The organism is Paraburkholderia sp. BR14320, assembly GCF_040948665.1.
Taxonomy (GTDB): Bacteria; Pseudomonadota; Gammaproteobacteria; order Burkholderiales; family Burkholderiaceae; genus Paraburkholderia; species Paraburkholderia youngii.
The window spans coordinates 52,590-77,938 of the sequence record NZ_JBFPKG010000007.1 but is presented as its reverse complement, the minus strand read 5'-3'; the positions used below and the strand labels follow the sequence as shown (position 1 = coordinate 77,938).

Below are 25,349 nucleotides of genomic sequence, written 5' to 3'. Positions count from 1 at the left end.
ATTCAGCGATACGTCCAGCACCGATGCGCGATGAACGTGAGCGGCGGCACCACGCACACGACGAGCGCGATACCGAGCGCGGGCGGGCCGCCCGCAAGCTGCGTCAGGCGCGCTACGAGCGCGGTCAACGTCAGGCCGCCCAGCGATACGAGCACGAACCGCCCAGCGTTCACCAACGCGGGCAGCGCCGAAAAACTCCAGAACGTGTTCAACAGATACGAAGCCGCCGTCGCCCACGTGAACGCGATCGCGTTGGCCCACGGTGGCGACATGCCGGCGTCCGCTATCAGCGTCAGCGCAATGCACACATGCAGGCCGGTCGCGATGACGCCGCTCGCGCCAAAGCGCATCAGCTTGACTCGATCGACCGGCATCATCGTGACGCTCCGTCGCGCTTGCGCAGGACCGCGAACAGCGATACGCCATAAGGCAGCGGCGCATGCGCGAGCCAGTGGCGCTCGGCGCTGAAAATGCGGTACAGCGCCGCGTTGAGCGGCCACGGAGGAATCGCGTCGCCGCTCGAATGCTGGCGATGCAGCAGCCGATCGGCCCAACGCGCGAGCACCGCGACCGGATACAGCAGCGTGTTGAAATAGCTGATGCGTTCGACTTCGTAGCCGGCTGCGGCCGCACAGCGCATCAGCGAAGCGCGGCTATAGCGGCGGTAATGGTGCAGGAAAACATCGTGCGCGCTCCACAGATGTTGTCCGGCCGGCACCGTCACGACGATGCGGCCACCCGGCGTCAGCAGATCGCGCATGCCGGCGAGCGAGCCGGCGTCGTCGGCGATATGTTCGAGGCAGTCGAAGAAGCAGATCAGGTCGAAGCGTTCGCCGTTGAATGGCACGTCGTCGGGGCAGTGGCCCGCGCGGATGTCGAACTGCTTGCCGGTCTTGCGCGCGCTCAGCGCCCGAGCAGTCGGGTCCATCTCGAGGCCGCTGACGGTGCCGAAGCCGGCCAGCATGTCGAGGTTGCCGCCGGTGCCGGAGCCTACTTCGAGCACCCGTGCGCGGCGCGGTAACGCGAGCCGTTCGAGCAGCGTGCGCAGCACGTCGCGCCGCGCGCGAAACCACCAGTGTCCAGCTTCGGTCTCGGCCATTTCGAGGTAGGCATCGGGAGACATGATCAACTCCTCGGCTTCAGTGACCGACTACGCGAAACCGTGGCGCGGCACGCCTGCGTGTCGGTTCGACGCGCCCCACATGCGCTGCGCGCGCATCCTGGCGCACGCCCGGCAACATGCTGACCTTGCTCTTCGCCTGATAGCGGCGCCGCACCAGATAAACGGGCCGTTCCTTCGACTCGTAGTAAATGCGGCCGACGTATTCACCGATCACGCCGATGCCGATCAGCTCGATGCCGCCCATGAACAGCATCACCGAGATCGTCGACGCGTAACCGGGCACCGGGTTGCCCGACCACAGCGTGCGGCCGATGACGAACCCGCCGTAGACGAACGCGAGCGTGGCGATGGACAGTCCGATATAAGTCCAGCTGCGCAACGGCACCGTGCTGAAGCTCGTGATGCCTTCGAGCGCGAAGTTCCACAGCCGCCAGCCGGAGAACTTCGAGTGACCGGCGCTGCGCGGCTCGCGTTCGTATTCGACGATCACGGTGCGGTAGCCGACCCACGCGAACAGGCCCTTCATGAAGCGACGACGCTCCGGCAGGCTGCGCAGTGCGTTGACCACCTGACGATCGATCAGCCGGAAATCGCCGACATTCTCCGGCAGCTTCACTTCGGACAGTGCGTTGTGCACGCGATAGTAGAGCGCGGCTGCCGTGCGTTTGGCGAACGTATCGCACAGGCGGTTCGTGCGTTTGGCCGCGACTACTTCGGCGCCCGCGCGCCAATGCTCGACCATCACCGGGATCAGGCTCGGCGGGTCCTGCAGGTCCGCGTCGATCGGAATCACCGCATCGCCGAACGCTTCGTCGATGCCGGCGGTCAACGCCGCTTCCTTGCCGAAGTTGCGTGTCAGGTCGATCACCCGAATGCGACGGTCGCGGCTGCTCTGCGCGATCAGCCGATCGAGCGTCGCGTCGCTGCTGCCGTCGTTGATACAGACGATCTCGAAGCGCGTGCCGTCGATCGATTCGAGCACCGGCACGACTGCCGCGAAGAAGCGTTCCACCGCGTCCTGCTCGTTATAGAACGGCACGACGAGTGAGATCAGTGGCGTGGTTGTATGAGTTGGCATGACGCTTCCCCGTTTATCGAATGATTCGAGCCGCGTGCGAATAGGCGAGGGCGGCGCGCTCGTCGCGTTCTTCGTCCGTTGCGCGCACGCGGCGCATGACGAGCAGCAGCACCAGCAGCAGAACGATCGGGCCGATCTGCGGCAACTCGGTCGTGCGGTTGAAGAGTTCATAGGCCGGCAGCAGCCACGCAAGCGCAATCACGCTCTGCTCGCCGCGCAGCCAGCCTCTGTCGAGCCCGAGCGCGGTCAGGCAGGCCGTCGCGATGCCGAGCCACGCCAGTTCGTAGTGCCACACGTACGGGTTAGTCAGCAACGTGGCGACGACGAGGCTCGCCGCGCGCAGCCGCGTGTCGCGCGTGTTGCGCCACACGTGCCATGCGGCTGCCGCGGCGATCAGCCCAACGCAGGCGTGGACCGCAAAGGCCGCGACGATCGGCGCGCCGCCCTCGCGCAGCACAGCGAACACGGTCGGTGACGCGAGCCAGTAGCCGCGGCATTGTTCGAGCAGCGTCTCGCGGGCAATGCCGGTGTTGATGAAGAAGAGCCGCACCGATTGCACGCCGCAGACCAGCACGCTGATCACGCCGAGCAGCGCCGCGCTGAACGCGGCGGCCGCCAGCGTGCGCCATGCGCGCGCGGCGATCAGCACAAGCGGAAACAGCACGGCCATCTGCGGCTTGATCGCGAGCAGGCCGAGGCACAACCCCGCGCGTAGCGGATGGCGACGCAGCCAATGCAGCGTGAGCGCCGCGATGCCCGCGGTCAGCAGCGAGTTCTGACCGAACAGGGCTGGCACGAACACGCACGGCGAGGCCGCGACGACGAACCATGCGAAGCGCGATCCCCTGAAGCTGTCGGCAAGGCCCGACACTCGCAGCGTGCCCGCGCTGAGCAGCGCAATGCCGCCGCCGACGAACACGAAGTACATGACGAGCCGCGGCAATAGCGCGAGCGGCGAGATCAGCACGAGGAAGGTCGGCGGGTAGAGCCAGGGCATCACGCTATCTTGCTTGACGGTCGTGAATAGCGCGCGCTGGAGCTTGTCGAACAACGCATGGTCGTAGACCTGCATCGCCGAACCGTGCAGCAGTCCATACGAGGCCGACCAGAAAATCGAAAAATCCTCACCGGGACGCGTGAGGCGCTGGTCGGTGAAGCCGTGGCTCGCATAGGCCCACAACCCGATGATCACCACATACAGCGCGCACATTCCGCTGCAGTAGAAGACGATGCGCTCGTGCGTGAGCCAGCCGTGAATCTCGCTGTCGCCGCTGCGCATGCGTAGCTGTGATGCGTACATGATCCCCGCCCCCGTGTGATCCGGATCAGGTCTGTCGACCCTCCGTTCGTTCTGTTTATTGATTCAGTTTTGTATGTGTCTGCGCGTGACATCGAATCAAAACCCGTGTCGTTGCGCTGAACCGGTCAGCTCATTGTTGGCGGAAATTTATGCGACTTTCAAGCTCGCGTTTTCCTGGCCGCGAGTCACGCCCTGCCGATTCACCCAAATAACGGGCCAAACGGTCAGCGTTGTGTGCGCCAACGCACCAAGCCGTCTCATCGATGAGACGCTTTGGACCGGCGCGCCATTCGGGAAGGCCGATTTCTCAGCGATATTCCGTTTTTACCGGCTCAGGGAAAGTCCTGGACAAAAAATGCCGAGCCTTGTCCAACGGGGCTTTACGCGTTCCGCGAAGTGTTCGGCGGCCTATGCGAAACGTTGCGGATTCGGACATTCCGGACGCGAATCGGGCGCGAGGCTCGAGGCCAGTCGGCTCGAACCCCTGTCGTTACGCTGTTTTCGCAAAGCTGGTCCCGTCCTTGCAATGGGGAGTGCGCGGAAGTCGACGACACGATGCTGCGGACCTGACAGACAGCACACCATGGCGCGAGAGAGAGCCAACGTCGACTGACCAGCGGGTGCTGGCCTCGAGCCGGCGCCAAGAAAAAATCACGAAAGACGGGGGATGTATGTACAACAAGTTCACGCGACTGCGCGGCGGTAACAAGCTCATGAGCGGCGCACATCGTGCGGCCATGCTGCGTCAGCGGCACTCGGCCGCAATGCTGCGGCTTGCCCGGCAGCTGCCGCTTCACTTCCCCCGTTTCCTCCAGTTCGTGTCGCCCAGCGTTACGCCCATGCGGATCAAACACCGCGCGACGCTGACCGGGCGGCGAAACTAGCCCGCAGTTTTCCGCAGTTCCCAGCAGTGCCCGTAGTGCCACCGCCCACGCCAATCCTGGTAACGGGTTTCAATCGTTAGTCCTCCACAGGAGTCGAATCATGAAGAACATCATCGCTACCGCAGCCCGTTTCGTTCGTGACGAAGACGGCGTGACCGCCATCGAATATGGGCTGCTCGCCGGCCTGATCGCGCTGTTGATCATCGGCGGCGTGACCCTGCTCGGCCAGCATCTGCAGACGATTTTCAACAACCTCGCGGACTCGGTCTGAGTCATCTTGCCGACGGACGAACCTCACGATTCGTCCGTCACTTTCCAACTGAATACGGGGGCCTGTCATGAAGAAGCTGATTGCGCGCGCGCTGCGTTTCGCTCACGACGAAGACGGCGTGACCGCCATCGAATACGGTCTGCTCGCCGGCCTGATTGCACTGCTGATCATCGGCGGTGTGACCACGCTCGGCACCAACCTCAGCGCGATCTTCAACAATCTCGCCGACTCGATCTGACGCGGCTCGATCATCCATCACGAGGTCGTCATGACGCTGCCACTTCTGCCGCCACATCCTGTACCGCTGTGCGTGATCGTGCTGGCGATCGTGGCAGCGAGCACGGATCTCACCGCGAGGCGCATTCCCAATCGCCTGATCGTACTCGGGCTCGCCGTCGCGCTTGCCGTGCAGATGTCGATTCACGGGCCGCTCGCCGGCGCGCTCGACTGGCTGAGCGGCGCCGCGTGCGGCTTCGCTTTGCTGTTGCCGTTCTATCTGCTGCGCGGCATGGCCGCCGGCGATGTGAAGCTGCTGATGACGATCGGCGCATGGGTCGGACCCGCGCTGACCTGGCGGATCGCGCTCGCCACTTTTCTGATCGGCGGACTCTGGTCGCTGCTGATCGTGCTGTGCCGCGGCAGATTCGCGCGCTTGCTCGCGAATCTGCGGCAACTGATCGGCGGGTTCGTCGTCGCGCCGCTCAGACAACCGAGCCTGATCGATGCGCGCGCCGAATCGGTCGGGTCGATTCCCTACGGCGTTGCGATTGCGGCCGGAACCCTCGGAATGCTGTTCGCGGCCGCGCTGTAGCCGGACGTTTCCACTGAACGATGCGGGAGTGTTGCCATGAAAAACAGTCGGGCTTTAGTGATGCTGACGATCGCCGTGCTGGCGGGCCTCGCGGCCGTGAGTTTCGCGTCGCGCTGGTTGCTGCAGACCTCGTCGGCTGCGGTGACATCGGTCGCGGTGGCGTCGTCGGACATCAGTCTCGGCCAGCCGCTGAACCAGAACCTGATTCACATGGTCAGCTGGCCGACTTCGAGCGTGCCGCCCGGTGCGTTCGCCGACGGCAAGGCGCTCGAAGGGCGCGTGCTGCTGACGAGTCTCGCGCCCGGCGAGCCGGTGCTCGAATCGAAGCTCGCGCCGCAGGGCACCAAGGGCGGCCTGTCCGCGGTGATCGGCGAAGGCCATCGCGCGATCACGGTGCGGGTGAACGACGTGGTCGGCGTCGCGGGCTTCGCGCTGCCGGGCAACTACGTCGACGTGATCGTCAACACGCAGCAGGCGAACAAGACCGACGCGGCGCAAAGCATCTCGAAGATCGTGCTCGAAAAGATCCTCGTGCTCGCGGTCGCGCAGCAGGTGAGCCGCGACGACACCGCGCCGAAAGTGGTCAACGCGGTGACGCTCGAAGTGACGCCCGAGCAGGCCGAGAAGCTCGACCTCGCACGCAGCGTCGGCACGCTGTCGCTGGTGCTGCGCAACCAGGTCGACAAGCAGACCCCGAGCACCGGCGGCGCGACCAAGCTGACCTTGCTCGACGTGCCGGCGCCCGCTTCGGCGCCCGCCGCACCCGAAGTGCGTCCGGTGCGCACCCACTATGCGGCACGTCCGGCGCCCAGGCGCGATTGCGTCGGCGTGCTGTCGGGAGTGACGGGCAGCGTCGAATGTTTCTAGCGCGGTCGCGGCGCGCCGGTTTTTGACTGACGCCGCGATCTGAATCAGAAGGCAATCAAGAGACGTCTCGGTTCACCTATCGAGCGACGGGGGCAGCAACATGAAAACACAACAACGGTTCTCATCCGGTGGCGGCAAGCGTTGCCGCTCGCTCGGCGGCACGGTGCTAGCCGCCGCGTTATGCGCCGGGTTAACGGCTGCGCACGACAGCGCCGCTCAAACGATGGCCGCCGCGCAAATGCCGCCGGGCTGGGGCGCGCAGGCCGCGCCGCTGCCGGTCGGCCGGGGCGCCGTGCCGATGCTGGTGAGCAACACGCCGATGCCGACCGGCGCGGCGAGCGGCCGAATGGTCGCCCCCGCGCAGCTGACCGGGCCGAACTGCACCGGCGAGATTCGCGACGAATCGAGCGTGTCGGTCGCGGTCGGCAAGTCGATCCTGGTTCCGCTCGTCGAGCCCGCGCGCAACCGCACGCTCGGCAATCCGGTCGTCGCGCAGGCGACGCTCGTGTCGCAGCGCACGCTGTACGTGGTCGGCATGAGCGTCGGCACCACGAACATGATCGTGCAGGGCCGCAGCGGCGCATGTCAGATCATCGACGTGAGCGTTGGCGTCGATGCCGACGGGCTGCAACGCACACTCGCGCAACTGCTGCCGAACGAGCGCGGCATCCGCGTGTCGAGCGCGGCCGGCAACCTCGTGCTCGCGGGCCGCGTATCGAGCGGGCAGGCCGCGCAGCAGGCGATGAGCATCGCCGGCGCTTACGCGGGTGCGCAACCGACCCAGCAAGACCAGTCGAGCACCGCGAGCTTCGGTAACGGCGGTTCGATCTCGCAGCAGAGCTCGAGCGTTAGCAAGGGCTCCGAAGTCATCAACATGATGTCGGTCGATTCGCCGCAACAGGTGATGCTCGAAGTGAAGGTCGCCGAGGTGTCGAAGACGCTGCTCAATCAGTTGGGTGCAGCGGTCAACATCCAGGGCGGCTTCGGCTCGTGGACCGGCGCGCTGGTGAGCAGCCTGCTCGCCGGCGTCAGCAGCGGTATCGCGGTGAGCAAGGCGAACAACAGGCCGTTCAACATCGCCGTCGACGCACAGAAGAGCGACAGCCTCGGCAAGATTCTCGCGGAGCCGAACCTCGTCACGCTGAGCGGCCAGGAGGCGTCGTTTCTCGCGGGCGGCCGGGTCTTCATTCCGGTGCCGCAAAGCAACGGCACGGGCGGCTCGACGATCACGCTGCAGGAAGAAGAGTTCGGCGTCGGCCTCAAGTTCACGCCGACCGTGCTCGCCGGCAGCCGCGTGAATCTGAAGGTCGCGCCGGAAGTGTCGGAACTGTCGCCGACCGGCGTCACCGTCCAGGCGACCGGCACGAGCAGCAGCGCGATCCTGCCGCTGATCACGACGCGGCGCGCGTCGACGACGGTGCAGATGAACGACGGCGAGAGCTTCGCGATCGGCGGGCTGATTCAGAACAACATCACCGGCGCGTTGAAGGCGCTGCCCGGTATCGGCGAAGTGCCGGTACTCGGCGCGCTGTTTCGCAGCACGTCGTTCCAGCAGGATCGCACGGAGCTGATCTTCATCGTCACCGTGCATCTGGTGAAGCCGCTGCCGCCGGGCGACTATCCGCTGCCGACCGATAGCTTCACCGGCGTGTCCGACGGCACCGTCTACGCGACCGGCAACATGGAAGGCCGCCGGCCCGCCGCACAGCCGAACGGGCCGCAGATGCCCGCGCAACCGCAACCGCAACCGCAACCCGCGGCGCCCGCACCGGTTCCGACGCCGGCACCGACCGAAGGCTCGGCCGCCCCCGCCGCGCTGCTGCCGCGCGACACCCAGGCGGACCGGCCGGCATCGTCGGCGGCGAGGCCACCGGCCGACAAGACGGCAACTACGCCAACGTCGGCAACGCAAGTGCAAACCAGCGCCGAACCCGCGCTCGCCAAAGCCGACGCCACGAGCCCAGGCAACCCGACGCTCAAGACCACCCGGCTCAACCCGTAACGCGCCGCGAAGGAGACTCTCATGAAACTCGAACATCTTCTGATCACGCGCCGCGCGGCGTCGCTGCTGACGGTGTGCACCACGCTGGTCGGCTCGTTGAGCGGCTGCATGTCGAGCTCGCCGATCTGGGACGCGCACGTCGGCGACGCCGTGCGCACCGTAACGCAGATGCAGATCATCGATCCGCATGCGGGCGAGCACACGCCGTCGACACCGGGAGTCGACGGCAGGGCCGCGGTCGCCGCGCAGCAGCAGTACGACAAGTCGTTCCAGACGCCGGCCACTACGTTCAATCCGTTCGTGATCGGGATCGGCAGCAACGGCGGCAGTCAGTGATGGCGGACGCGGGGGAACATCATGATCAACATCCTGGCTCTCTCTGAAGACGGTGCACGGCTCGCTCAGATCGCGCATCTGAGCGGCGAAGCCGGCGACTACCGGATCACGCGCGCGATGGGCACGCCGTCGCTGCTCGGCGAACGCGGCAATACGCTCGATGCGTTCGACGTGCTGATCGTCGACGCCGCGTCGCTGAAGGACGCGGAGCTAGCGGTGGTGGAGCGGCTGCATCGCGAGCATGGGCGGCTCACCTGCATCCTGCTGATCCCCGACGCGTCGCCGCAGACGCTGATCGCCGCGATGCGCGCGGGCTTTCGCGACGTGCTGAACTGGCCGCTCGATTCGCGCCAGTTCGCCGACGCGTTGCAGCGCGCACAGGCGCAGAGCCTGCAAGGCGGCACGCGCGACACGCGGATTCTGTCGTTCGTGTCGTGTAAGGGCGGCGCGGGCACCAGCTTCATCGCCGCGAACGTCGCACATGCGATCGCGAGTCTGCCGCAGAAAAAACGCGTGCTGCTGATCGATCTGAACCAGCAGTTCGCGGATGCCGCGTTCCTCGTCTCCGACCAGACGCCGCCGTCGACGTTGCCGCAAATCTGCGCGCAGATCGAGCGCATGGATGCCGCGTTCTTCGACACGAGCGTCGTGCACGTGAGCGACAGCTTCCATATCCTCGCCGGCGCGGGCGATCCGGTGAAGGCGGCCGAGGTCAAGGAAGACCGTCTCGAGTGGCTGCTCGGTGTCGCCGCGCCGCATTACGACTTCGTGCTGTTCGATCTCGGCCAGACGCTGAATCGGCTGTCGATGCTCGCGCTGGATCGCAGCGACCAGATTCATCTGGTGCTGCAGGCGAACATGCCGCACGTGCGCGCCGGCCGCCGGCTGCAGGAGATTCTGTGCTCGCTCGGCTACGCGCAGGAGCAGATGCGGCTGATCCTGAACCGCTATACGCGGCACGGCGAGCGGCCGCGCGCGGCGCTCGAATCCGTGCTCGGCATGAGCGCGTATCAGGTGATTCCCGAGGATGCCGATACGGTGACCGATTCGATGAACCAGGGACTGCCGGTGTCGAAGACCGCGCGCGGCAGCGGGGTTGCGCGCAGCCTGCAGGCGCTCGCCGAAAACATCGCGGCGCGCGCGAACAAACCGGGGCGCTCGCGCGCGAAAGGTGAGTCGCTATTCGGGCGGCTGCTCGGCCGCCAGCCGCCGCCGAAACTCGAAACGCTTTAACGCTCCAACGCCACACGATCAGAACAGGGGAACGTCATGTCGCTTCGTGAGCAGATTTCCGCGCAACGCGTGCAGCCGCTGGGCGAACGCCAGGACCCGGCGGCCGCCGGCATGTTGCGCGGCGCATACCAGAAACTGAAACGCGAGATTCATCAGGCGGTGCTCGAACGCGTCGAACTCGAACGGCTGTCGAGGTTGCCGCCCGAGCAGGTCCGCCAGGAGATCGCGACGCTGATCGGCCGCATTCTCGAAGACCAGAAGGCGCCCGCCAACGATCTCGAACGCCGGCAACTCGTTGGCGACGTGCATGACGAAATGTTCGGCTTCGGTCCGCTCGAAGTGCTGCTGCGCGACCCGACCGTGTCCGACATTCTGGTGAACACGCATCGTCATACCTACGTCGAGCGCCGTGGCCGGCTGGAGGCGACCGATGTGACCTTCTACGACGACGCGCATCTGATGAAGGTCATCGAGAAGATCGTCTCCGGCGTCGGCCGCCATATCGACGAATCGAGCCCGATGGTCGACGCACGCCTGCCGGACGGCTCGCGCGTGAACGCAATCATCCGGCCCTGCGCGATCGACGGTCCGTTGCTGTCGATTCGCCGTTTCGCCGCGAATCCGTTGCAGGTTGCCGACCTGATCGAATTGCAGAGCCTCACGCCGCCGATGGCCGAAGTGCTCGACGCGCTGGCGCGCGCGAAGGTGAACATCCTCGTGTCGGGCGGCACGGGCAGCGGCAAGACCACGCTGCTGAACGTGCTGTCGGGATTCATTCCGGGCGACGAGCGCATCGTCACGATCGAGGACGCCGCCGAGCTGCAGCTGCGCCAGCAGCACGTGCTGCGGCTGGAGACGCGTTCGCCGAACATCGAGGGACGCGGCGAGATCACGCAGCGCACGCTGGTGCGCAACGCGCTGCGGATGCGCCCCGACCGCATCATTCTCGGCGAGGTGCGCGGCGCCGAAGCGCTCGACATGCTGAACGCGATGAACACCGGCCACGAAGGCTCGCTGTCGACTATCCACGCGAACACACCGCGCGATGCGCTGACGCGCCTCGAAAACATGATGACGCTCGGCGGCCTGTCGCTGCCGACACGCACGATGCGCCAGCAGATTTCGTCGGCGATTTCCGTGGTCGTGCAAGCCACGCGTCTGACCGACGGACGCCGCAAGATCGTCAGCATTTCGGAGCTGACCGGCATGGAGGGCGACATGATCAACATGCAGGAGATCTTCGTGTTCCGCCGCTCCGGCGTCGATACGAAGGGCAACGTGCGCGGCCATTTCTGCGCGACCGGCGTGCGGCCGAAATTCGCCGAGCGCTTGCAGGCATTCGGCGTGGCGCCGTCGGAGCAGATCTACGATCCGGCGCGGCGCTTCGAAACGACATGACGTGCACGGGCGACGCGCACAGACCGCTTGCCCGGTGTTTCAGGAGACTTGCATGAGCCCGATTTTCTACGCGTCGATCATTCTGCTGTTCGCGGCCGTGGTGCTCGCGACGGGTGGCGTCTACGAGTATTGGAACAGCCGGCACGGGCCGGTCGCGCGCCGCGTCGATTCGCGGATTCGCGCGGTATCGGCCGGCGGTCCGATGAGCCGGCAGCGTCTGTCGATTCTGAAGACGCGCACGATGGCCGAGTCCGCGGTGCTCGCGCGGCTGCTGCTGCGTATTCCGCGCGTGCATGCGCTCGATCTGTTTCTGCAGCAGTCGGGGCTGTCCTGGTCGGTCGGTCGTTTCTTCGGCACCTGCGCGGTGTTGCCGCCTTTCGTGCTGATCGTGGGTGCGAGCCTCAGGGTGCCGTGGATCTTCACGGCTGCCGCCGCCGCTCTATGTGCGTTGCTGCCGATCGTCTACGTACAGCGGCGCCGCCACCGGCGCATTCGTCAGCTCGAACGGCAACTGCCGGACGTTTGCGACATGCTGTCGCGAGCATTGCGCTCGGGCCATGCGTTCACCGGCGCGATCGATATGGTCGGCGCCGAGTTCGCCGAGCCGATGAGCGGCGAGTTCCGCATCGTGTTCGACGAGATCAACTACGGCGTGTCGATCAGCGAGGCGCTGACGAATCTCGCGACACGGGTGCCGATTCGCGATCTGCGTTACTTCGTGATCGCCGTCGTGATCCAGCGCGAGACGGGCGGCAATCTCGCCGAAGTGCTCGACGGCATCACCGCGCTGATCCGCGACCGCTTCAAGCTGTTCGACAAGGTTCGCGTGCTTTCCGCCGAAGGCAGGATGTCCGCGTGGGTGCTCGGCCTGCTGCCGTTCGGCGTCGGCGGCGCGATGATGGCGATCAATCCGGGGTTCCTGAACGTGCTGTGGCGGGACCCGGCGGGCGTCAGGATGATCGCGGTGGCGAGCATCGCCATGCTGTTCGGCATTCTGTGGATGCGGCACATCGTGAAGATCCGCGTTTGAGCGGGCTCGAGGTCATCGGAGAAGGACCATGCAAACACTGAACATCACGCAGATTCTGTTGCTCGCCGGCGTCTTCGCGATCGTTTTCGCGGCCGTGTTCGGCGCGATGCATCTGAGCACGCCGCGCGACATGAGCCGCCGCATCGAGCAGGCGGGCGGTGCGAATGCGGTGCCCGCGCCGGAGCAACTCGACGCCGCCGCGCAGACGCCGTGGTACGAAAAGCTCGTCGAGATCTCGCAGCCGATCTCGAAGCTGTCGGTGCCGAAGGACGGCTGGGAGCAATCCGCGCTGCGCGTGCAGTTGATGAACGCCGGCTGGCGTTCGGCCAACGCCGTGCCGGTCTATCTGGCCGCGAAGACCGCGCTCGCGCTGACGTTGCCGCTGCTGGCGATGCTCGCGCTGTACGGCTCGTCGTTCGCGAGCTCGCTGCTCGAACGCGCGATGGTGCTCGTCGTGCTGGCCGCGTTCGGCTACTACCTGCCGAACGTCGTGCTGTCGCGCCGCACCGCAGCGCGCCAGCGCAGCCTCGTCGAGGACTTTCCCGATGCGCTCGATCTGCTGACCGTGTGTGTGGAAGCGGGGCTGGGCCTCGATGCGTCGCTGATGAAAGTCGGCGAGGAAATCCGCCTGCGCAGCGCAGTGGTCGCGAGCGAGCTCGAACTGATGCTGCTAGAAATGCGCTCGGGTTTCTCGAAGGAAAAGGCACTGCGCAATTTTTCGCTGCGCACCGGCGTGGAAGACATCGACTCGTTCAGCGCGATGCTGATCCAGGCCGAGCGCTTCGGCACCAGCATCGGCGCGTCGCTGCGCGTGCTGTCCGATACGCTGCGCACGCGCCGCCGGATGCGCGCCGAGGAGCGAGCCGCGAAGATTGCGCTGAAGCTGCTGTTTCCGTTGATGTTCTGTATATTTCCGGCGCTGCTCGTCGTGCTGATGGGGCCCGCGATGATTCATATCTATCGCGATCTGCTGCCGAGCATGGCGGGCGGCGCATGAGCAGAGCCTGTTATGAGTTGTCGCGCGTCTCGGCGCGTCTGCCCTGGAAGACCGGGAGCCGCCAGCCGTAGCGCAGCGACGCGAGCCGCACCATCACGCAAGCCAAGGTCGCGAACCACGGCGTCCACCAGTCCGTCCAGCCCGCATACGCAAAGCCGACCTGCACCGCCGCGCCGAACAGCGCGGCAGACGCATAGATCTCGCGCTCGAGAATCGCGGGCACGCGCGAGAGCACGACGTCGCGCATCACACCGCCGCCCACCGCGCTGACGACGCCGAGCAGAATCGCGAGCTCGGCATTGTGGCCATACGTGAGCGCTTTCTGCGCGCCCGACACCGCGAACAGACCGAGCCCGATCGCATCGAAGAACAGCACCGGCTGACGCAGCCGGCGCACCTGCGGATACGCGAGAATCGTCACCGCGGACGCGGCGAGCGCGGTGGCCAGATACCGCCAGTTCGACAGCCCCGCCGGCGGGATTGCGCCGATGCACACGTCTCGCACGATGCCGCCGCCGCACGCGACCATGAAGGCGATCACGACAATGCCGAACAGGTCGAGCCGCCGTTGACGCGCGGCGACCGCGCCGCTGATCGCGAATACGAAGGTGCCGATCAGATCGAGAATGGTATAGACGGCGTGTGAATTCACTGAGTGGTTTCGTGTTGGTCGAGCGAGACACCGGCCCCGCACAGCATGGCTTCGAGACCCGTACGCAAGGTCGGGTCGAGCGCCGGTGCGAATTTCGGCGAGTGATAGCTTGGGATTTCGTTGAGAGTTTTCACTGCGGACGCGTGGCGCCGTGCACCGATCGCGCTCGACATCGTTCCGATCAGCTTCGACATGGAGGGCTCCTTGTTGGCATGAACGCCAGGTAAGGCGCGGCGAAAGGCGGACCGTCGGTCAGGATCTCGCGGGCGGCGCGCTTGCGGACTCGCTTTCGAGCAGGCTATGCGAAAGCTTGCTGAGCAGACGTTCGAGCGTTTTACGCTCGTTCGCGCTGAGCGCCTTCGCGAGTTCGACTTCGAGCTCGGTGCCTACCGCTTCGGATGCCTGCGCAACTTCGAGGCCGTGATCGGTGGCGCGTAATGCGATGCTTCGACGGTCCGATGCATGCATGTTGCGACTGATCAGGCCGCGTGTTTCAAGTTCGGCGAGGACTTTGGACAGCAGCGTTTTTTCGATCAGCGCGCGTTGCGAAACGGCCTTAGGCGTGATGTCGGGTTCCGCACAGACGAGGCGCAGCACGCGCAGCGCACGCACGTCGAGATCCCAGCGCTCGCGATAGACGATGTTCGCGCGGTTGATCAGCAGCGCGCTGGTCAGATCGAGCCTGAAAGTCAGGAAGTCCGAGTACAAGAATTTGCTCCGCTGTCGGCCGTCTTGCGCAGTGCAGGCATTATAGGCAAGTAGTTGAAATTTTCAAATACTTACGCGGAACGGACTGCATGCGCAGTCAAAGCTGTTTGCAATAAAACGTGGTGGCGCAGAACGCGCCGTCGGGCATCAGCGCGTAGTTCGGCACGCTGCCGACACGTAGCCAGCCGGCGCGCTGATAGAGTCGCTCGGCATCGCCGCCGGTTACGGTGTCGAGCACGAGAACCGATTTTTTTTCGTCCCGCGCGACGCGATCGAGTTCGCTCATCAGAGCGTGCGCGACGCCGCGGCGGCGTGCTTTTCTGTGCACGAGCATCTTCGCGACGTCGGCGCGATGCGGCTGATTTTCGGGTTGCGCGGTGATCAATTGCACGGTGCCGACGATGCTGCCGTCCCGGTCTTCAGCGATCAACAATGCGCGTTCTCCGCGCGCGACGCCCTCCGCGACGTTGCGCCAGAACACGAGCGCGGTGTTGCGCGAGATCGGCAGCATGAAGCTGACCGACGCTCCTCCTTCCACGCAGTCGATCAGCACGTCGGCGAGCGCTTCGACGCAGGCGGCCGCTTCTTTTGGGCCGACGCGCCGTATGGTCACGTTATCGCTCATCCGTTTCTCCGATCGTTGATTGGCGTTGTGCTCAGCGCGACGAGATAGCGCGCGCGTTTGCGAGTGGGGTTACGGAACACGATCGGGCTGTCCAGCCGCATCGCAAGGCAGTCGCCTGTCTTGAGCCGCCAACTGGTGTCGCCGATCGTGATTTCCATCGACCCGTCGAGCATCCACACCTGTTGATGGATGTCCGCGTCGCGCGCGCCGGTTTCGTAACTGACCCGCTGACCCGCGGGGAAGTTGACCTCGACCAACTGGATCGCCGAGCGCGCGGTAGGCGACAGATGACGTCGCACATAGCCGGAGCTCGGGTCGGTCCATACCGGCTGCTCGGCCGCGCGACTGACTGGCGACGGCGCAGCCGCGGGTGCGCCTTCCTGCTCGAATAGCGACGCGAGCGGCACGTTCAACGCGGTTGCAAGTTTGTCGAGCACGGTCGCGGTGGGGCTGCTCTGCCCGCGCTCGATCAGCGAGATGTTCGAGCGGCTGACCTTGCTGCGTTCGGCCAGCGCGTCGAGAGACCAGTTCTGAGCGTCGCGTAGCGCTTTGACTCGCCGTGCGATCAGGGCGTTGATGTCCATGTCATCCAGTTTAAAGGATCAAGCATCCAGTAAACTAGAGAATGGCTTTTTTGTTGTCAATATCGGGCGGTCGCCTCGTGCTTCAAGTCAACGAGCTTTTCTGCTTTTCTGGTGTGTTCGGCGTGCTTTCAGCATTCGACGCCATCCTGCCCGCCGGTGTATCGAGAGGCAATGCCGCCAGTTGTTCGCGCAGGGCGCCTGTCATGCTGTCGAACGCGATCTGCTGACTGGTCGTGAGCGGCGCGGTGCGGGTTCGGCTTGTCAACACGAGCGGATCGATCGGTTGACCATACTCACGCACCTCGAAATGCAGATGCGGCCCCGTCGCCGCGCCAGTACTGCCTACCGCGCCGAGTGGTTGTCCTTCGGTCACCGGCTTGCCGACACGCAAATCGCGGGCGAACGCGGACAGGTGCGCGTAGTGCGTCGTAAAGCCTCGCGGATGACTGAGTACGACGATCTTGCCGTAACCGGCTTTGAAGCCAATGAAGCGCACCGTTCCTGAGGCGGCCGCGCCGACAGGTGTTCCCTTCGGTGCGGCAAAGTCCACACCTGTGTGCATCAGGTGTTTGCCCTTGACCGGATGGGTCCGGTAACCGAAGGGCGAACTGAGCCTAACGTCATCGACAGGCATGGAAAATGGCTTGGTGGCAAGCCTGCGTCCGTCGAATGAATAGTAGTCTCCATCGGTGCGTCCCGGCGCGATGAACCACACGGCCTGGTAGAACTCGCCGCCCGAGCGGAGTTCGACGGCCGTTACACGCTTGCGCCGTGCGTCTGTATCGTCGTTTCCGTAGAGAACATGATAAGTGTCGCCCTTGTGCGCACGCGCGGCGAGGTCGAGGCGAGGAGCGAAAAGATGCGCGATCTGCTGTTGTATCTCCACTGGCACGCTGGCTCGTGCCAGGGTGTCGCGCAACGTGCCTTCGATCCGTCCCGCGTAAGAACCGCTGTCGACCTCCGGCATGACAAGCGGCGCAGCGTCGGATAGCCGACTGTAACTGGTTCTGCTAACGGATTCAGTGTGGGCCGGCGCAGTCACCGTTAAGGCCGAGGAAGGTTGGCTTGCACTTGATGCGTTCACGCGACTGACGATCTTCGGTTCCGTAACACAATCCGACGTACTCAGCAGCGCAATGATGCCGCACAGCAATACGGCAGCCACTGGGGATTTAAATCGGCAATACGCCGAATGACTCACTTTGGTGTAAATGGCCTTAGCGCAGGAACAGGCGTGACGTAAATAGCGCGAGCGCATCATTTCAAAACCTCGCAGTCGGAAAAGGGCTGCAGGGATGAATGACATCGCTTGAAACGCCGCGAAAACCCGATAAATCGACAGAGGGTTCTCTTTCGCGCTATACAACCCGGTAAGAAGAGCCTTTAGTCTATGCAGAGGCGTAAGTCGCCCATATCGGGAGAATCCGATTTTTGAGATTAGCTCGGTGTCATCGCGCGCGATTGAGCTACGAGCGAGCGCGGTTGCTCAGCCTGGGTCTGGCGAACAGCGAAACGCCTCGCTGTACGCGTACGTTTTTCCGCTTTCATGAATTGACAATCAAACCTCGAATAACAATTTCCGCTTCTTTATTCGATTCGATTCGATTCGATTCAATAACTTTCAATTTGATTATGTAAGAAAAATCCTTACACCCCATTACGCATAAAATTACGCGTATTAGTAAAACTACCGATGCTGTAGTCAGACTACATTCTTACATTACTCACCACGGAGAGTCGCTACAGCCCATCCAGTTGCGCCGATTCTTCTTCCAACAGGCAAACGTTTGCAGTCATCGCTGCACGCCTGTTTTCGCGTCCGCTTCCCACCCACCCGACGCGCTCCGTTGCCCCAGAAAAGCACAATTTCGGAGAGACACCTATGCAGAAGAAACTATGGCCGGCCGTCGCGATAGCGGCGGCCGTGAGCGCCGCTGCGCACGCGGAAATTCCCACTCCTGGTCTCGACTTCGCGCCTACGTCGACGGTGCTGAACGCGTTCGCGTCGGCAGCGGCGCACCGGCGCGCGGAAACGCTCGTCAACAAGATGACGATCGACGAGAAGCTGCAGTTCATTCATTCGCAGTACGCCATGTCGGCTGTGCCGGGCGGCGGCGCGGGCTACATTCAGGGCGTGCCGCGCCTTGGCATTCCCGACCTGAACATGGTCGACTCCGCCACCGGTTCGGGCAGCACCAGCCAGCCATCGACGACCTTCCCCGCGACGCTCGCGGTGGCGGCGAGCTGGGACCGCGCGCTGTCGTGGAACTTCGGCAAGCAGATCGCGATCCAGTTGCGCGAGCAGGGCTTCGGCATGGGGCTCGGCGGTGGCACCAACCTCGCGCGTGAGCCGCGCGGTGGCCGGCTCTTCGAGTATCTCGGTGAAGATCCGGTGCTCGCCGGCGAGATGCTCGCCGAACGCACCGACGGCACACAAAGCCAGAAGGTCATCGCGACGATCAAGCACTACATGGGCAACGAGCAGGAACACAACCGCGGCGGCGGCAACAGCCAGATCGACGAGCGCACGATGCGCGAGCTCTATCTGCTGCCGTTCGAAATCGCCGCGCGCCGCGCGCAGCCGGGCAGCGTGATGTGCAGCTACAACGAGGTCAACGGCACCTATGCCTGCGAGAACTCGCACATTCTCAACGACGTGCTGAAGAACGACTGGCACTTCGAAGGTCAGGTGCAGTCGGACTGGGGCGCGGCGCATAGCACGGCACCCGCGATCAATGCCGGTCTCGACGAGGAAGAGGACGTCGGTTCGACCGTCTATCTGACGCCCGCGCTGGTCAAGCAGGCGATCGCGAACGGCTCGGTGTCGACCGCGCGCCTCGACGACATGGTCGAGCGCAAGCTGTACGTGATGATCCGCACGGGCGTGATGGACGATCCGCCGAAGGGTGGCGCGACCATCGACTTCTCGGCCGCGAGAGCCTTCACGCAGTCGGTCGAAGAGCAGTCGATGGTACTGCTGAAGAACGCCAGCAATCAGCTGCCGCTCTCCGCCGGTTCGCTGTCGCGCATCGCGGTGATCGGCGGCCACGCCGACGCGGCGGTGTTGACGGGCGGCGGTTCGGGCAACACACGCGATCCGGTGACGGGCGCGTTCGCCGGTTGCGGAGGCTTGACGTTCGGCACCACGACGGGCTGCAGCTGGTGGACCAACCCGTGGCTGAAGCTGAACACGCCGATCGTGTCGGCGATCAAGGCGCTCGCGCCGCAGGCCACGGTGACCTTCGCCGGCAACAGCGATCAGCAGTCGCCGTTTGCCGCCTACACGCAGCAGCAGATCACCCAGGCAGCAACGCTGGCCGCGAACTCCGACGTCGCCATCGTAGTGGTCGCGCAGCCGGCCGGCGAGGATATCGGCGATCTGCCGAGCCTGGGCCTCGCGAATCCGACCAACCAGGATGCACTCGTCGAAGCGGTTGCGGCGGCCAATCCGCATACGATCGTCGTCGTCGAAAGCGGCAACCCGGTGCTGATGCCGTGGAAGGACAGCGTGTCGGCGATCGTCGAAGCATGGTATCCGGGCGAAGGCGGCGGCAACGCGATTGCGAACGTGCTGTTCGGCAAGGTCAATCCTTCCGGCAAGCTCCCCGTCACGTTCCCGGTGCGCGACCAGGACACGCCGACGTGGGGCACGAATGGCGCATTTGCGGCGAACCCGGTGTACTCCGAGAAGCTCGATATGGGCTATCGCTGGTACGACTCGCAGAACATCACGCCGATGTTCGAGTTTGGCTACGGCCTGTCGTACACGCACTTCGCATACTCGGGTCTATCGGTTCAGCATCTGCCGGGCGGTCTGATCGACGTGTCGTTCAACGTGCGTAACGATGGTCGCGTCGCCGGTGCGGAAGTGCCGCAGGTCTACCTCGGTGTGCCGTATCAGGGTGAGCCGCCGCGTCGTCTCGTCGGCTGGGACAAGGTTGGTCTGAACCCGGGCGAATCGCGTCGCGTGCACGTGGTCGTGACGCAGCGCATGCAGAGCGTGTGGGACACCACGAGCAACCGTTGGCGCTATGTGCCGGGCAGCACGGTGTACGTCGGCGCATCGTCGCGCGACATCCGTCTGCAGGGGCGTGGCTAAATAGTGTGACGTCGTAGCGAACGCGGGCGCGCGAAGTGGCGCGCCCGCTTGTATCACCGATTACGCTTTCAGCGTGTTCTTGTAGAACTTTCCATCCTTCATCACGATCCGCAGGTTCTGCTCCGGGTTAGCCATCAGGTCGAGATTCTCGAGCGGATTGCCATCGACGAGAAGCAGATCGGCGTATGCACCTTCTTCGAGTACGCCGAGCTTGCGCGGATACGGATTGCGGTGCCCGGACAGCGCGAGTAGTTGTCCATTGGTGCCCGTTGCCATGGTCAATGCCTCGGCTCCGCTGTACCAACGCTTCATATGCGTGAGCATCCTGCCTTGCCCCGCGGCCACGGTCTGCGAAAAGATCAGGTCCGTACCGAATGCGACCTTGATGCCATGCTTGCGCGCGAGTTTGAAAGCGCGATCGGTGCCCGCGATCACGTCGAGAAACTTCTCGCGACTCTGCGGGGCGAGCGGGCCCACGTCGTCTTCGTTGACGAACGGCTGCGTGCTCAACCATGTGCCGTTCTTCGCCATCAATGCCGCGGTCTTGTCGTCCATCAGATGAGCGTGCTCGATGCACTGCACGCCTGCCGCAACGGAGCGCTGAACCGCTTCGGGCATGTACGCATGCGAGAGCACATAGGTGCCCCAGTCGGCCGCTGTTTCGACGGCCGCGCGCAACTGCTTTTCGGTGAAGGTGAGCATGTCGAGCGGGCTGCGCGGCGTCGATACGCCACCGGAGCCGACCAGCTTGATCTGCGTCGCGCCCTGGATGAACTGCTCGCGCACGCGCAAGCGGACTTCGTCTTCCGTGTCGGCGATCGCGAAGCCACCGTCCCGTTCCAATTGGGTGATCTGGCTGCTGGTGCGCGGCATTTCGCTCAGTGCGCGAAAATCGCCGTGACCGCCGGTGGTCGTGATCATCGCGCCAGACGGATAGATGCGCGGTCCGGAAATCATGCCGCTATCGATTGCCTGCTTCAGCGCGAATGACGGGCCGCCCGCGTCGCGTATCGTCGTAAAGCCGCGCAGTAGCGTGCGTTCGGCTTCAGCGCTTGCGGCAATATGGACGAGCGAAATGTCGGATTGAAGGATGACCTGAACCGGCACCGCCGCGAGCAATGCATGCCAGTGCATGTCGATCATGCCGGGCATCATCACCTTGCCACCGCAATCGACCAGCGTCTTGCCGTCGATCGAAGCCGGTTGACCTCGACCCAACTGGCTAATGCTGTCGCCCTCGACAACCATATAGAGGCCGTCGCGCAACGTCGACGATTTGCCATCGAACAAACGGAAGTTCGTGAACAGCACCGGCTTCGCGGGCGGTGCTGGCGGCACGGTGGTTTGGGCATTGCTGAGCCCGGGCAGTACCAGACTCAACATCGATGCGGCGAGACCAGTGACAAAACCGCGGCGCGACAGGTCGGCACTAATACGGCGGTTTGCATATTGCACTTGTGACTTGTCGCAAAGACATGAAGAAGATGGACTGACTATTTTATTGCCAAGATACTTTCCTGAAGGCATAGCTCACCCCATGACGTGGACCACTGTGCATCGAAAGCCGCCGTCTGACTACAGTTCACAATTGGCGACGTGAGAGTCAAGCCAGCACAGAGTATCTGCTGCGAACGTGGATGGCAAATGCGTGAGCGGAGTGCGGAAATGATCGGTCGAACTAAGGTAGCGCGACGAGCGGGCGTAGCGAGGGCCAGCCCGCCGAATCGGTGAACGCCGAATCTTCGAGTATTCAGTGGCGGCGCTGAAATTCCCAATTGTCCGAACCGGACCGGCAGAATCGCGGAGTGAGATGCATGGTTTGTCCTCTTGCACTGAGGTCGATTGCCGCGACCCGGCATGTTCGCGCTTCTTCCTTGACCGTGTGTGAGGGTGTGATCGTCGCGTGGACACGAGGCCTGTTGCGCGTAGCCTCGTTCGTCCAGTCGAGCGTTTCGCCATCCTGCTTGGTATCGAGCGCCTGATTCACTGCGGACTGGATCGACGCGATATCCGCTTGCCGCATCAGACTGATCGGCGTATCGCTCAGGAATCCAAGGTTGATGGCCGCGTGAGCGCCCATTGTTTCCAACACGAGCAAGCTACCAATAACCGCTTTGTACAGCCGCGACGGTACTGACATGGGTTGGTTCTCCTGAGAAGAGGTCATGCGGAGATCGAAGGCCAGAAGGACAATAACGGCAATGACAGCCGATAGTACCATTGGAAAAGTCTTGACGAATTCGTTCGTCCAGCCGGGGCGCGAAAGGTCCGTTTTACACCTTGAAAGCGTCGCCAGCAGCGCATCCGGAGCAGGGTTTGGCGGACAAAGAGAAGCCCGCCCGACCCGACGATTCGGTTCAGGCGGGCTTGTGCGATCAAAGCTCGATGTAGGTGATCGTCGCGACCAGCGTCATCGCGACGGAGCGCTTCGTCAGTTCTTCTGCGCGAGCAGCGCCTGAATCCTGGCTTCGGTCTGCGCATAGTCGCCTTCTCCGAAGTGCGAGTAGACGATATGACCTTGCTTGTCGATCAGATAGAACGCGGGCCAGTACTGGTTGTTATACGCATTCCAGGTCGCGTACTGATTGTCCTGCGCAACCGGATAGGTGATGCCGAGCCGCTTGAGCGCGGTCTTCACATTGCCGGTGTCGCGTTCGAACGGATATTCGGGCGTATGCACGCCGATCACCGTGAGCCCCTGGTCCTTGTACTTCTGGTTCCAGCTTTTCACGTAAGGCAGCGTGTTTGCGCAATTGATGCAGCTATAGGTCCAGAAGTCGACGAGTACTACTTTGCCGCGCAACTGCTGCAATTTGAGCGGCTCGCTATTGAGCCATTGCGTGATGCCCGTGAGCTCGGGTGCGGGCGGCCCGCTTTCCTGCGGCGCGGCGATCGCGGCCGTACTCGCCGCGATCAACGCGCAGGCGGCAAACGCGGTGGACAGGGCGAAGTTTTTCAATCGGGTAGTCATGTCAAAGTCCTTTGAGTGAGGGGAAAAGGCCGGCGAGCCGCGCGTACAGCAGCACGTCGTACTGCAAATAGATGGCGAGTGCGGTCAGCATCACCAGTACGCCGAACACCTGTTGCAGACGTTCTGCGTGACGTGAGACGACACGTACGTGACGCGTCACGTAATGTCCGCCGTAGATGATCGCGAGCATCGGAATCGCCGCGCCGATCGCATACAGCGTGAGCAGCAGCGCCGACCAACCGAAGTCCTGAGCCTTCACGACGAGCACGAGAATCGACGCGAGCACGGGGCCGGCGCAGGGCGTCCATACCGCGCCGAGCGACATGCCGAGCACGAAGCCACCCGCGTTGCCGCTGCCCGGCTGCGTGCCCGGCGCAATGGCCGCGCCGATCCGGTCGAGCGGCCCTTGCAGTTGCGCGACGAGCCAGTCGTAGGGGCGCGGCCAGATACGCAGAAGTCCGGACAGTGCGAGCAACGCGATGCCGGTATTGCGCAGTACCTGTTGCGCGACGTGCACGGTGCTCGACACCGCGCCCAATAGCAGCGCGAAAGACGCGAAGGTCAGAATGAAGCCGGCAACGATGAACAATGGCCGCGTACGGCTCGGTTGTTCGACGGAAGTGCCGAGCAGAATCGGCATCACCGGCAGCACGCAGGGAGAGGCAATCGTCAGCAACCCGGCGAGCAGGGCGAGCGGAGTTTCGAGAGTACTGTGCATGATGGGCGTTCGGTTGGCTGGGATGACCGTATTGGAACGCTCACGCGTATCTGGTTTATGTCGGCGATCAGGCGCGCTTGCAATGTTGTATGTCCGCGCACGGCGCAGATACATTGCGACACAAATCGGCTGCGAGACGATGCGCGCCGCGGTGGTTGCCGAACGGTCCCGGCGTGAGGAAGGCGCTGTTGGTGATGCCGCGCGTGTATGCAGTCGACTACGGCCTGCGTTGCCTGTAAAGCAACGACCTGTGAACTTAGTTGCTCTTCCTGATGGCAGCCTGAGCTGTCACCATTCATCTCAAGCAGTGTTCGATTCGTTTATTCCAAATTCCGTATCAAAGCCTTGGCTTGAAGGAGAACAACCATGTCGGATCAGATCAATAGCCGTCGCCGCCGCTTTCTCGGAACGGCGGTTGCGGGTATCAGCCTGCTCGAATTGGGACTGAGCGGGCTCGCGCATGCGCAATCGGCCGACACGGCCGGCAATGCGAGAGCAGGCGCGCGCGTGGCGTCGTTCGAGAACATTCGCTCGATCAATGCAGGCACGCTGAGCATCAGCTACGCGGAAGCGGGCCCGCAGAACGGACCAGTGGTCATTCTGCTGCACGGCTGGCCTTACGACATCTACAGCTTCGCCGAAGTAACGCCGTTGCTGACGGCGGCCGGTTATCGCGTGATCGTGCCTTACCTGCGCGGCTACGGCGGCACCCGTTTCCTGTCGGCGGATACGCCGCGCAACGGCCAGCAGGCAGTGGTCGCGGTCGACATCATCAACCTGATGGACGCGCTGAAAATCGACAAGGCCGTGCTCGGCGGCTTCGACTGGGGCGCACGCACGGTGAACATCGTCGCCGCGCTGTGGCCGCAACGCGTGAAGGCGATGGTGTCGGTGAGTGGTTATCTGATCGGCAGCCAGGAGGCTAACCGCGCGCCGTTGCCGCCGAAGGCCGAACTCGCGTGGTGGTATCAGTTCTATTTCGCCACCGAGCGTGGCCGTGCCGGTTATGAAGCGAACCGTCACGACTTCAACAAGCTGATCTGGCATACCGCCTCGCCGAAATGGAATTTCGACGACGCCACCTTCGAGCGCTCCGCAGAATCGTTCAATAACCCGGACCATGTTGCCGTGGTGATTCACAACTACCGCTGGCGTCTGGGACTCGCGCAGGGCGAGCCGCAATACGACGAACTCGAAAAGCGCCTCGCCACCGGACCGACGATCGCGGTGCCGACCATCACGCTCGAAGGCGACGCGAACGGCGCCGCGCATCCGGAGCCCGCTGCATACGCGAAGAAGTTCACCGGCAAGTATCAGCACCGCAACATCAGCGGCGGCATCGGCCACAACCTGCCGCAGGAAGCGCCGAAAGCTTTCGCGGATGCGATTCTCGACGTCACGCGCCTTTGATCGAGCCGGCGTTAGCCGGCTTCTCTCTTCTGAACGGAACCCCGGCAGCCGAACGCACGGCTGCCGGGTTTTTTTCATGGGCGGGCCATTTGCAGCACACGCGCAACTCGCACGACGCATGCGACGCCGGCCCTGCGCCGCATGTTCGGAAGCGGGGTTTTGTATCGCAATGTATCAACGGCGTACGCAGACAAACACGCTTGCAGAAATGGGGGGTGACGAAAACATTGCAGATACGTTGGGGCGTTCTAA

At 63.8% G+C, this 25,349-nt stretch carries 27 protein-coding genes; 13 read left to right on the top strand and 14 right to left on the bottom strand.

Features of this window, described 5'->3' with window-relative positions; translation table 11 throughout:
* Positions 1-2: 2 nt before the first annotated feature.
* Genes AB3X89_RS09670 through AB3X89_RS09655 form a run of 4 tightly spaced genes read right to left on the bottom strand, consistent with a single transcriptional unit; the run spans position 3 to position 3,501 of the window.
* Positions 3-377, bottom strand: a complete 375-nt coding sequence (locus AB3X89_RS09670) for a GtrA family protein (protein WP_368583012.1) — start codon at positions 375-377, stop codon at positions 3-5.
* Entirely contained in the window at positions 374-1,123 is a 750-nt protein-coding gene (locus AB3X89_RS09665; RefSeq protein ID WP_368583010.1) for a class I SAM-dependent methyltransferase, read from the bottom strand. The genes AB3X89_RS09670 and AB3X89_RS09665 overlap by 4 nt, the downstream gene beginning before the upstream one ends.
* A gap of 16 nt (positions 1,124-1,139) precedes the next feature.
* The gene (locus AB3X89_RS09660; protein WP_368583009.1) at positions 1,140-2,201 is read right to left on the bottom strand and encodes a glycosyltransferase family 2 protein; all 1,062 of its coding nucleotides are present in this window, start codon (positions 2,199-2,201) and stop codon (positions 1,140-1,142) included.
* Between the two features lie 13 nt (positions 2,202-2,214).
* Positions 2,215-3,501 carry a glycosyltransferase family 87 protein gene (locus tag AB3X89_RS09655; RefSeq protein ID WP_368583007.1) on the bottom strand — a complete coding sequence of 429 codons (1,287 nt, stop codon included), beginning with the start codon at positions 3,499-3,501 and terminating at the stop codon, positions 2,215-2,217.
* Between the two features lie 671 nt (positions 3,502-4,172).
* Between AB3X89_RS09655 and AB3X89_RS09650 the strand changes: the two genes are divergently transcribed.
* The 11 genes from AB3X89_RS09650 to AB3X89_RS09600 all read left to right on the top strand — a co-directional run bounded on the left by AB3X89_RS09650 (position 4,173) and on the right by AB3X89_RS09600 (position 13,330).
* Positions 4,173-4,385 (top strand): hypothetical protein, encoded by a 213-nt coding sequence (locus tag AB3X89_RS09650; protein ID WP_368583005.1) that lies wholly within the window; start codon positions 4,173-4,175, stop codon positions 4,383-4,385.
* 100 nt (positions 4,386-4,485) lie between these two features.
* Positions 4,486-4,656, top strand: a complete 171-nt coding sequence (locus tag AB3X89_RS09645; protein ID WP_013092552.1) for a Flp family type IVb pilin — start codon at positions 4,486-4,488, stop codon at positions 4,654-4,656.
* Between the two features lie 67 nt (positions 4,657-4,723).
* Positions 4,724-4,894, top strand: coding sequence for a Flp family type IVb pilin (locus tag AB3X89_RS09640; RefSeq protein ID WP_368583004.1), 171 nt, complete (start codon positions 4,724-4,726; stop codon positions 4,892-4,894).
* 30 nt (positions 4,895-4,924) lie between these two features.
* Entirely contained in the window at positions 4,925-5,467 is a 543-nt protein-coding gene (locus AB3X89_RS09635) for a prepilin peptidase (protein ID WP_368583002.1), read from the top strand.
* Between the two features lie 36 nt (positions 5,468-5,503).
* A complete protein-coding gene (cpaB, locus tag AB3X89_RS09630; RefSeq protein WP_368583001.1) occupies positions 5,504-6,334 on the top strand; it encodes a Flp pilus assembly protein CpaB in 831 nt (276 codons plus the stop codon).
* A 100-nt stretch (positions 6,335-6,434) separates the two neighbouring features.
* Entirely contained in the window at positions 6,435-8,336 is a 1,902-nt protein-coding gene (locus AB3X89_RS09625; protein ID WP_368582999.1) for a type II and III secretion system protein family protein, read from the top strand.
* A 21-nt stretch (positions 8,337-8,357) separates the two neighbouring features.
* Entirely contained in the window at positions 8,358-8,672 is a 315-nt protein-coding gene (locus AB3X89_RS09620) for a hypothetical protein (RefSeq protein ID WP_368582998.1), read from the top strand.
* 21 nt (positions 8,673-8,693) lie between these two features.
* Entirely contained in the window at positions 8,694-9,905 is a 1,212-nt protein-coding gene (locus AB3X89_RS09615) for a CpaE family protein (protein ID WP_368582997.1), read from the top strand.
* Between the two features lie 36 nt (positions 9,906-9,941).
* Positions 9,942-11,303 carry a CpaF family protein gene (locus AB3X89_RS09610; RefSeq protein WP_368582996.1) on the top strand — a complete coding sequence of 454 codons (1,362 nt, stop codon included), beginning with the start codon at positions 9,942-9,944 and terminating at the stop codon, positions 11,301-11,303.
* A 52-nt stretch (positions 11,304-11,355) separates the two neighbouring features.
* Positions 11,356-12,333: a type II secretion system F family protein gene (locus tag AB3X89_RS09605; protein ID WP_368582994.1), complete on the top strand. Its 978-nt coding sequence runs from the start codon at positions 11,356-11,358 to the stop codon at positions 12,331-12,333.
* 28 nt (positions 12,334-12,361) lie between these two features.
* A complete protein-coding gene (locus AB3X89_RS09600; protein ID WP_368582993.1) occupies positions 12,362-13,330 on the top strand; it encodes a type II secretion system F family protein in 969 nt (322 codons plus the stop codon).
* 10 nt (positions 13,331-13,340) lie between these two features.
* Here the strand turns inward: AB3X89_RS09600 and AB3X89_RS09595 are convergent, their stop codons facing one another.
* The 6 genes from AB3X89_RS09595 to AB3X89_RS09570 form a co-directional block, all read right to left on the bottom strand.
* A complete protein-coding gene (locus AB3X89_RS09595; RefSeq protein ID WP_368582991.1) occupies positions 13,341-13,982 on the bottom strand; it encodes a trimeric intracellular cation channel family protein in 642 nt (213 codons plus the stop codon).
* Positions 13,979-14,176 carry a hypothetical protein gene (locus tag AB3X89_RS09590; RefSeq protein ID WP_368582989.1) on the bottom strand — a complete coding sequence of 66 codons (198 nt, stop codon included), beginning with the start codon at positions 14,174-14,176 and terminating at the stop codon, positions 13,979-13,981. The genes AB3X89_RS09595 and AB3X89_RS09590 overlap by 4 nt, the downstream gene beginning before the upstream one ends.
* A 58-nt stretch (positions 14,177-14,234) precedes the next feature.
* The gene (locus AB3X89_RS09585; RefSeq protein WP_368582987.1) at positions 14,235-14,690 is read right to left on the bottom strand and encodes a MarR family winged helix-turn-helix transcriptional regulator; all 456 of its coding nucleotides are present in this window, start codon (positions 14,688-14,690) and stop codon (positions 14,235-14,237) included.
* 97 nt (positions 14,691-14,787) lie between these two features.
* Positions 14,788-15,315: an N-acetyltransferase family protein gene (locus AB3X89_RS09580; protein WP_368582985.1), complete on the bottom strand. Its 528-nt coding sequence runs from the start codon at positions 15,313-15,315 to the stop codon at positions 14,788-14,790.
* Positions 15,312-15,899 (bottom strand): helix-turn-helix domain-containing protein, encoded by a 588-nt coding sequence (locus tag AB3X89_RS09575; RefSeq protein ID WP_368582983.1) that lies wholly within the window; start codon positions 15,897-15,899, stop codon positions 15,312-15,314. The genes AB3X89_RS09580 and AB3X89_RS09575 overlap by 4 nt, the downstream gene beginning before the upstream one ends.
* Positions 15,900-15,981: 82 nt before the next feature.
* Positions 15,982-17,205, bottom strand: a complete 1,224-nt coding sequence (locus AB3X89_RS09570; RefSeq protein ID WP_368582982.1) for a M23 family metallopeptidase — start codon at positions 17,203-17,205, stop codon at positions 15,982-15,984.
* Between the two features lie 576 nt (positions 17,206-17,781).
* On the opposite strand from AB3X89_RS09570, the gene AB3X89_RS09565 reads away from it, so the two are divergent.
* Positions 17,782-19,998, top strand: coding sequence for a beta-glucosidase (locus tag AB3X89_RS09565; protein ID WP_368582981.1), 2,217 nt, complete (start codon positions 17,782-17,784; stop codon positions 19,996-19,998).
* A 60-nt stretch (positions 19,999-20,058) separates the two neighbouring features.
* Here AB3X89_RS09565 and AB3X89_RS09560 read toward each other — a convergent pair whose 3' ends face one another.
* The 4 genes from AB3X89_RS09560 to AB3X89_RS09545 form a co-directional block, all read right to left on the bottom strand.
* Positions 20,059-21,381: an amidohydrolase family protein gene (locus AB3X89_RS09560; protein ID WP_368582980.1), complete on the bottom strand. Its 1,323-nt coding sequence runs from the start codon at positions 21,379-21,381 to the stop codon at positions 20,059-20,061.
* Between the two features lie 367 nt (positions 21,382-21,748).
* Complete coding sequence (locus AB3X89_RS09555; protein ID WP_368582978.1) at positions 21,749-22,138, bottom strand: hypothetical protein; 390 nt, start codon at positions 22,136-22,138, stop codon at positions 21,749-21,751.
* A gap of 291 nt (positions 22,139-22,429) precedes the next feature.
* Positions 22,430-22,969: a thioredoxin family protein gene (locus AB3X89_RS09550; protein WP_368582977.1), complete on the bottom strand. Its 540-nt coding sequence runs from the start codon at positions 22,967-22,969 to the stop codon at positions 22,430-22,432.
* Position 22,970: 1 nt separating this feature from the next.
* A complete protein-coding gene (locus tag AB3X89_RS09545) occupies positions 22,971-23,687 on the bottom strand; it encodes a cytochrome c biogenesis CcdA family protein (protein WP_368582976.1) in 717 nt (238 codons plus the stop codon).
* 366 nt (positions 23,688-24,053) lie between these two features.
* On the opposite strand from AB3X89_RS09545, the gene AB3X89_RS09540 reads away from it, so the two are divergent.
* Positions 24,054-25,097 (top strand): alpha/beta fold hydrolase, encoded by a 1,044-nt coding sequence (locus AB3X89_RS09540; protein ID WP_368582973.1) that lies wholly within the window; start codon positions 24,054-24,056, stop codon positions 25,095-25,097.
* Positions 25,098-25,349 lie beyond the last annotated feature (252 nt).

What these genes read in the sequence shown, in the direction of transcription:
- AB3X89_RS09545 (WP_368582976.1), bottom strand. Translation starts at nt 23,687, where the DNA reads ATGCACAGTACTCTCGAAACTCCGCTCGCCCTGCTCGCCGGGTTGCTG.
- AB3X89_RS09600 (WP_368582993.1), top strand. Translation starts at nt 12,362, where the DNA reads ATGCAAACACTGAACATCACGCAGATTCTGTTGCTCGCCGGCGTCTTC.
- AB3X89_RS09620 (WP_368582998.1), top strand. Translation starts at nt 8,358, where the DNA reads ATGAAACTCGAACATCTTCTGATCACGCGCCGCGCGGCGTCGCTGCTG.
- AB3X89_RS09550 (WP_368582977.1), bottom strand. Translation starts at nt 22,969, where the DNA reads ATGACTACCCGATTGAAAAACTTCGCCCTGTCCACCGCGTTTGCCGCC.
- AB3X89_RS09625 (WP_368582999.1), top strand. Translation starts at nt 6,435, where the DNA reads ATGAAAACACAACAACGGTTCTCATCCGGTGGCGGCAAGCGTTGCCGC.
- AB3X89_RS09655 (WP_368583007.1), bottom strand. Translation starts at nt 3,501, where the DNA reads ATGTACGCATCACAGCTACGCATGCGCAGCGGCGACAGCGAGATTCAC.
- AB3X89_RS09570 (WP_368582982.1), bottom strand. Translation starts at nt 17,205, where the DNA reads ATGTCATTCATCCCTGCAGCCCTTTTCCGACTGCGAGGTTTTGAAATG.
- AB3X89_RS09640 (WP_368583004.1), top strand. Translation starts at nt 4,724, where the DNA reads ATGAAGAAGCTGATTGCGCGCGCGCTGCGTTTCGCTCACGACGAAGAC.
- AB3X89_RS09605 (WP_368582994.1), top strand. Translation starts at nt 11,356, where the DNA reads ATGAGCCCGATTTTCTACGCGTCGATCATTCTGCTGTTCGCGGCCGTG.
- AB3X89_RS09540 (WP_368582973.1), top strand. Translation starts at nt 24,054, where the DNA reads ATGTCGGATCAGATCAATAGCCGTCGCCGCCGCTTTCTCGGAACGGCG.
- AB3X89_RS09610 (WP_368582996.1), top strand. Translation starts at nt 9,942, where the DNA reads ATGTCGCTTCGTGAGCAGATTTCCGCGCAACGCGTGCAGCCGCTGGGC.
- AB3X89_RS09580 (WP_368582985.1), bottom strand. Translation starts at nt 15,315, where the DNA reads ATGAGCGATAACGTGACCATACGGCGCGTCGGCCCAAAAGAAGCGGCC.
- AB3X89_RS09665 (WP_368583010.1), bottom strand. Translation starts at nt 1,123, where the DNA reads ATGTCTCCCGATGCCTACCTCGAAATGGCCGAGACCGAAGCTGGACAC.
- AB3X89_RS09560 (WP_368582980.1), bottom strand. Translation starts at nt 21,381, where the DNA reads ATGTTGAGTCTGGTACTGCCCGGGCTCAGCAATGCCCAAACCACCGTG.
- AB3X89_RS09565 (WP_368582981.1), top strand. Translation starts at nt 17,782, where the DNA reads ATGCAGAAGAAACTATGGCCGGCCGTCGCGATAGCGGCGGCCGTGAGC.
- AB3X89_RS09645 (WP_013092552.1), top strand. Translation starts at nt 4,486, where the DNA reads ATGAAGAACATCATCGCTACCGCAGCCCGTTTCGTTCGTGACGAAGAC.
- cpaB (WP_368583001.1), top strand. Translation starts at nt 5,504, where the DNA reads ATGAAAAACAGTCGGGCTTTAGTGATGCTGACGATCGCCGTGCTGGCG.
- AB3X89_RS09670 (WP_368583012.1), bottom strand. Translation starts at nt 377, where the DNA reads ATGATGCCGGTCGATCGAGTCAAGCTGATGCGCTTTGGCGCGAGCGGC.
- AB3X89_RS09555 (WP_368582978.1), bottom strand. Translation starts at nt 22,138, where the DNA reads ATGTCAGTACCGTCGCGGCTGTACAAAGCGGTTATTGGTAGCTTGCTC.
- AB3X89_RS09660 (WP_368583009.1), bottom strand. Translation starts at nt 2,201, where the DNA reads ATGCCAACTCATACAACCACGCCACTGATCTCACTCGTCGTGCCGTTC.
- AB3X89_RS09615 (WP_368582997.1), top strand. Translation starts at nt 8,694, where the DNA reads ATGATCAACATCCTGGCTCTCTCTGAAGACGGTGCACGGCTCGCTCAG.
- AB3X89_RS09635 (WP_368583002.1), top strand. Translation starts at nt 4,925, where the DNA reads ATGACGCTGCCACTTCTGCCGCCACATCCTGTACCGCTGTGCGTGATC.
- AB3X89_RS09575 (WP_368582983.1), bottom strand. Translation starts at nt 15,899, where the DNA reads ATGGACATCAACGCCCTGATCGCACGGCGAGTCAAAGCGCTACGCGAC.
- AB3X89_RS09650 (WP_368583005.1), top strand. Translation starts at nt 4,173, where the DNA reads ATGTACAACAAGTTCACGCGACTGCGCGGCGGTAACAAGCTCATGAGC.
- AB3X89_RS09590 (WP_368582989.1), bottom strand. Translation starts at nt 14,176, where the DNA reads ATGTCGAAGCTGATCGGAACGATGTCGAGCGCGATCGGTGCACGGCGC.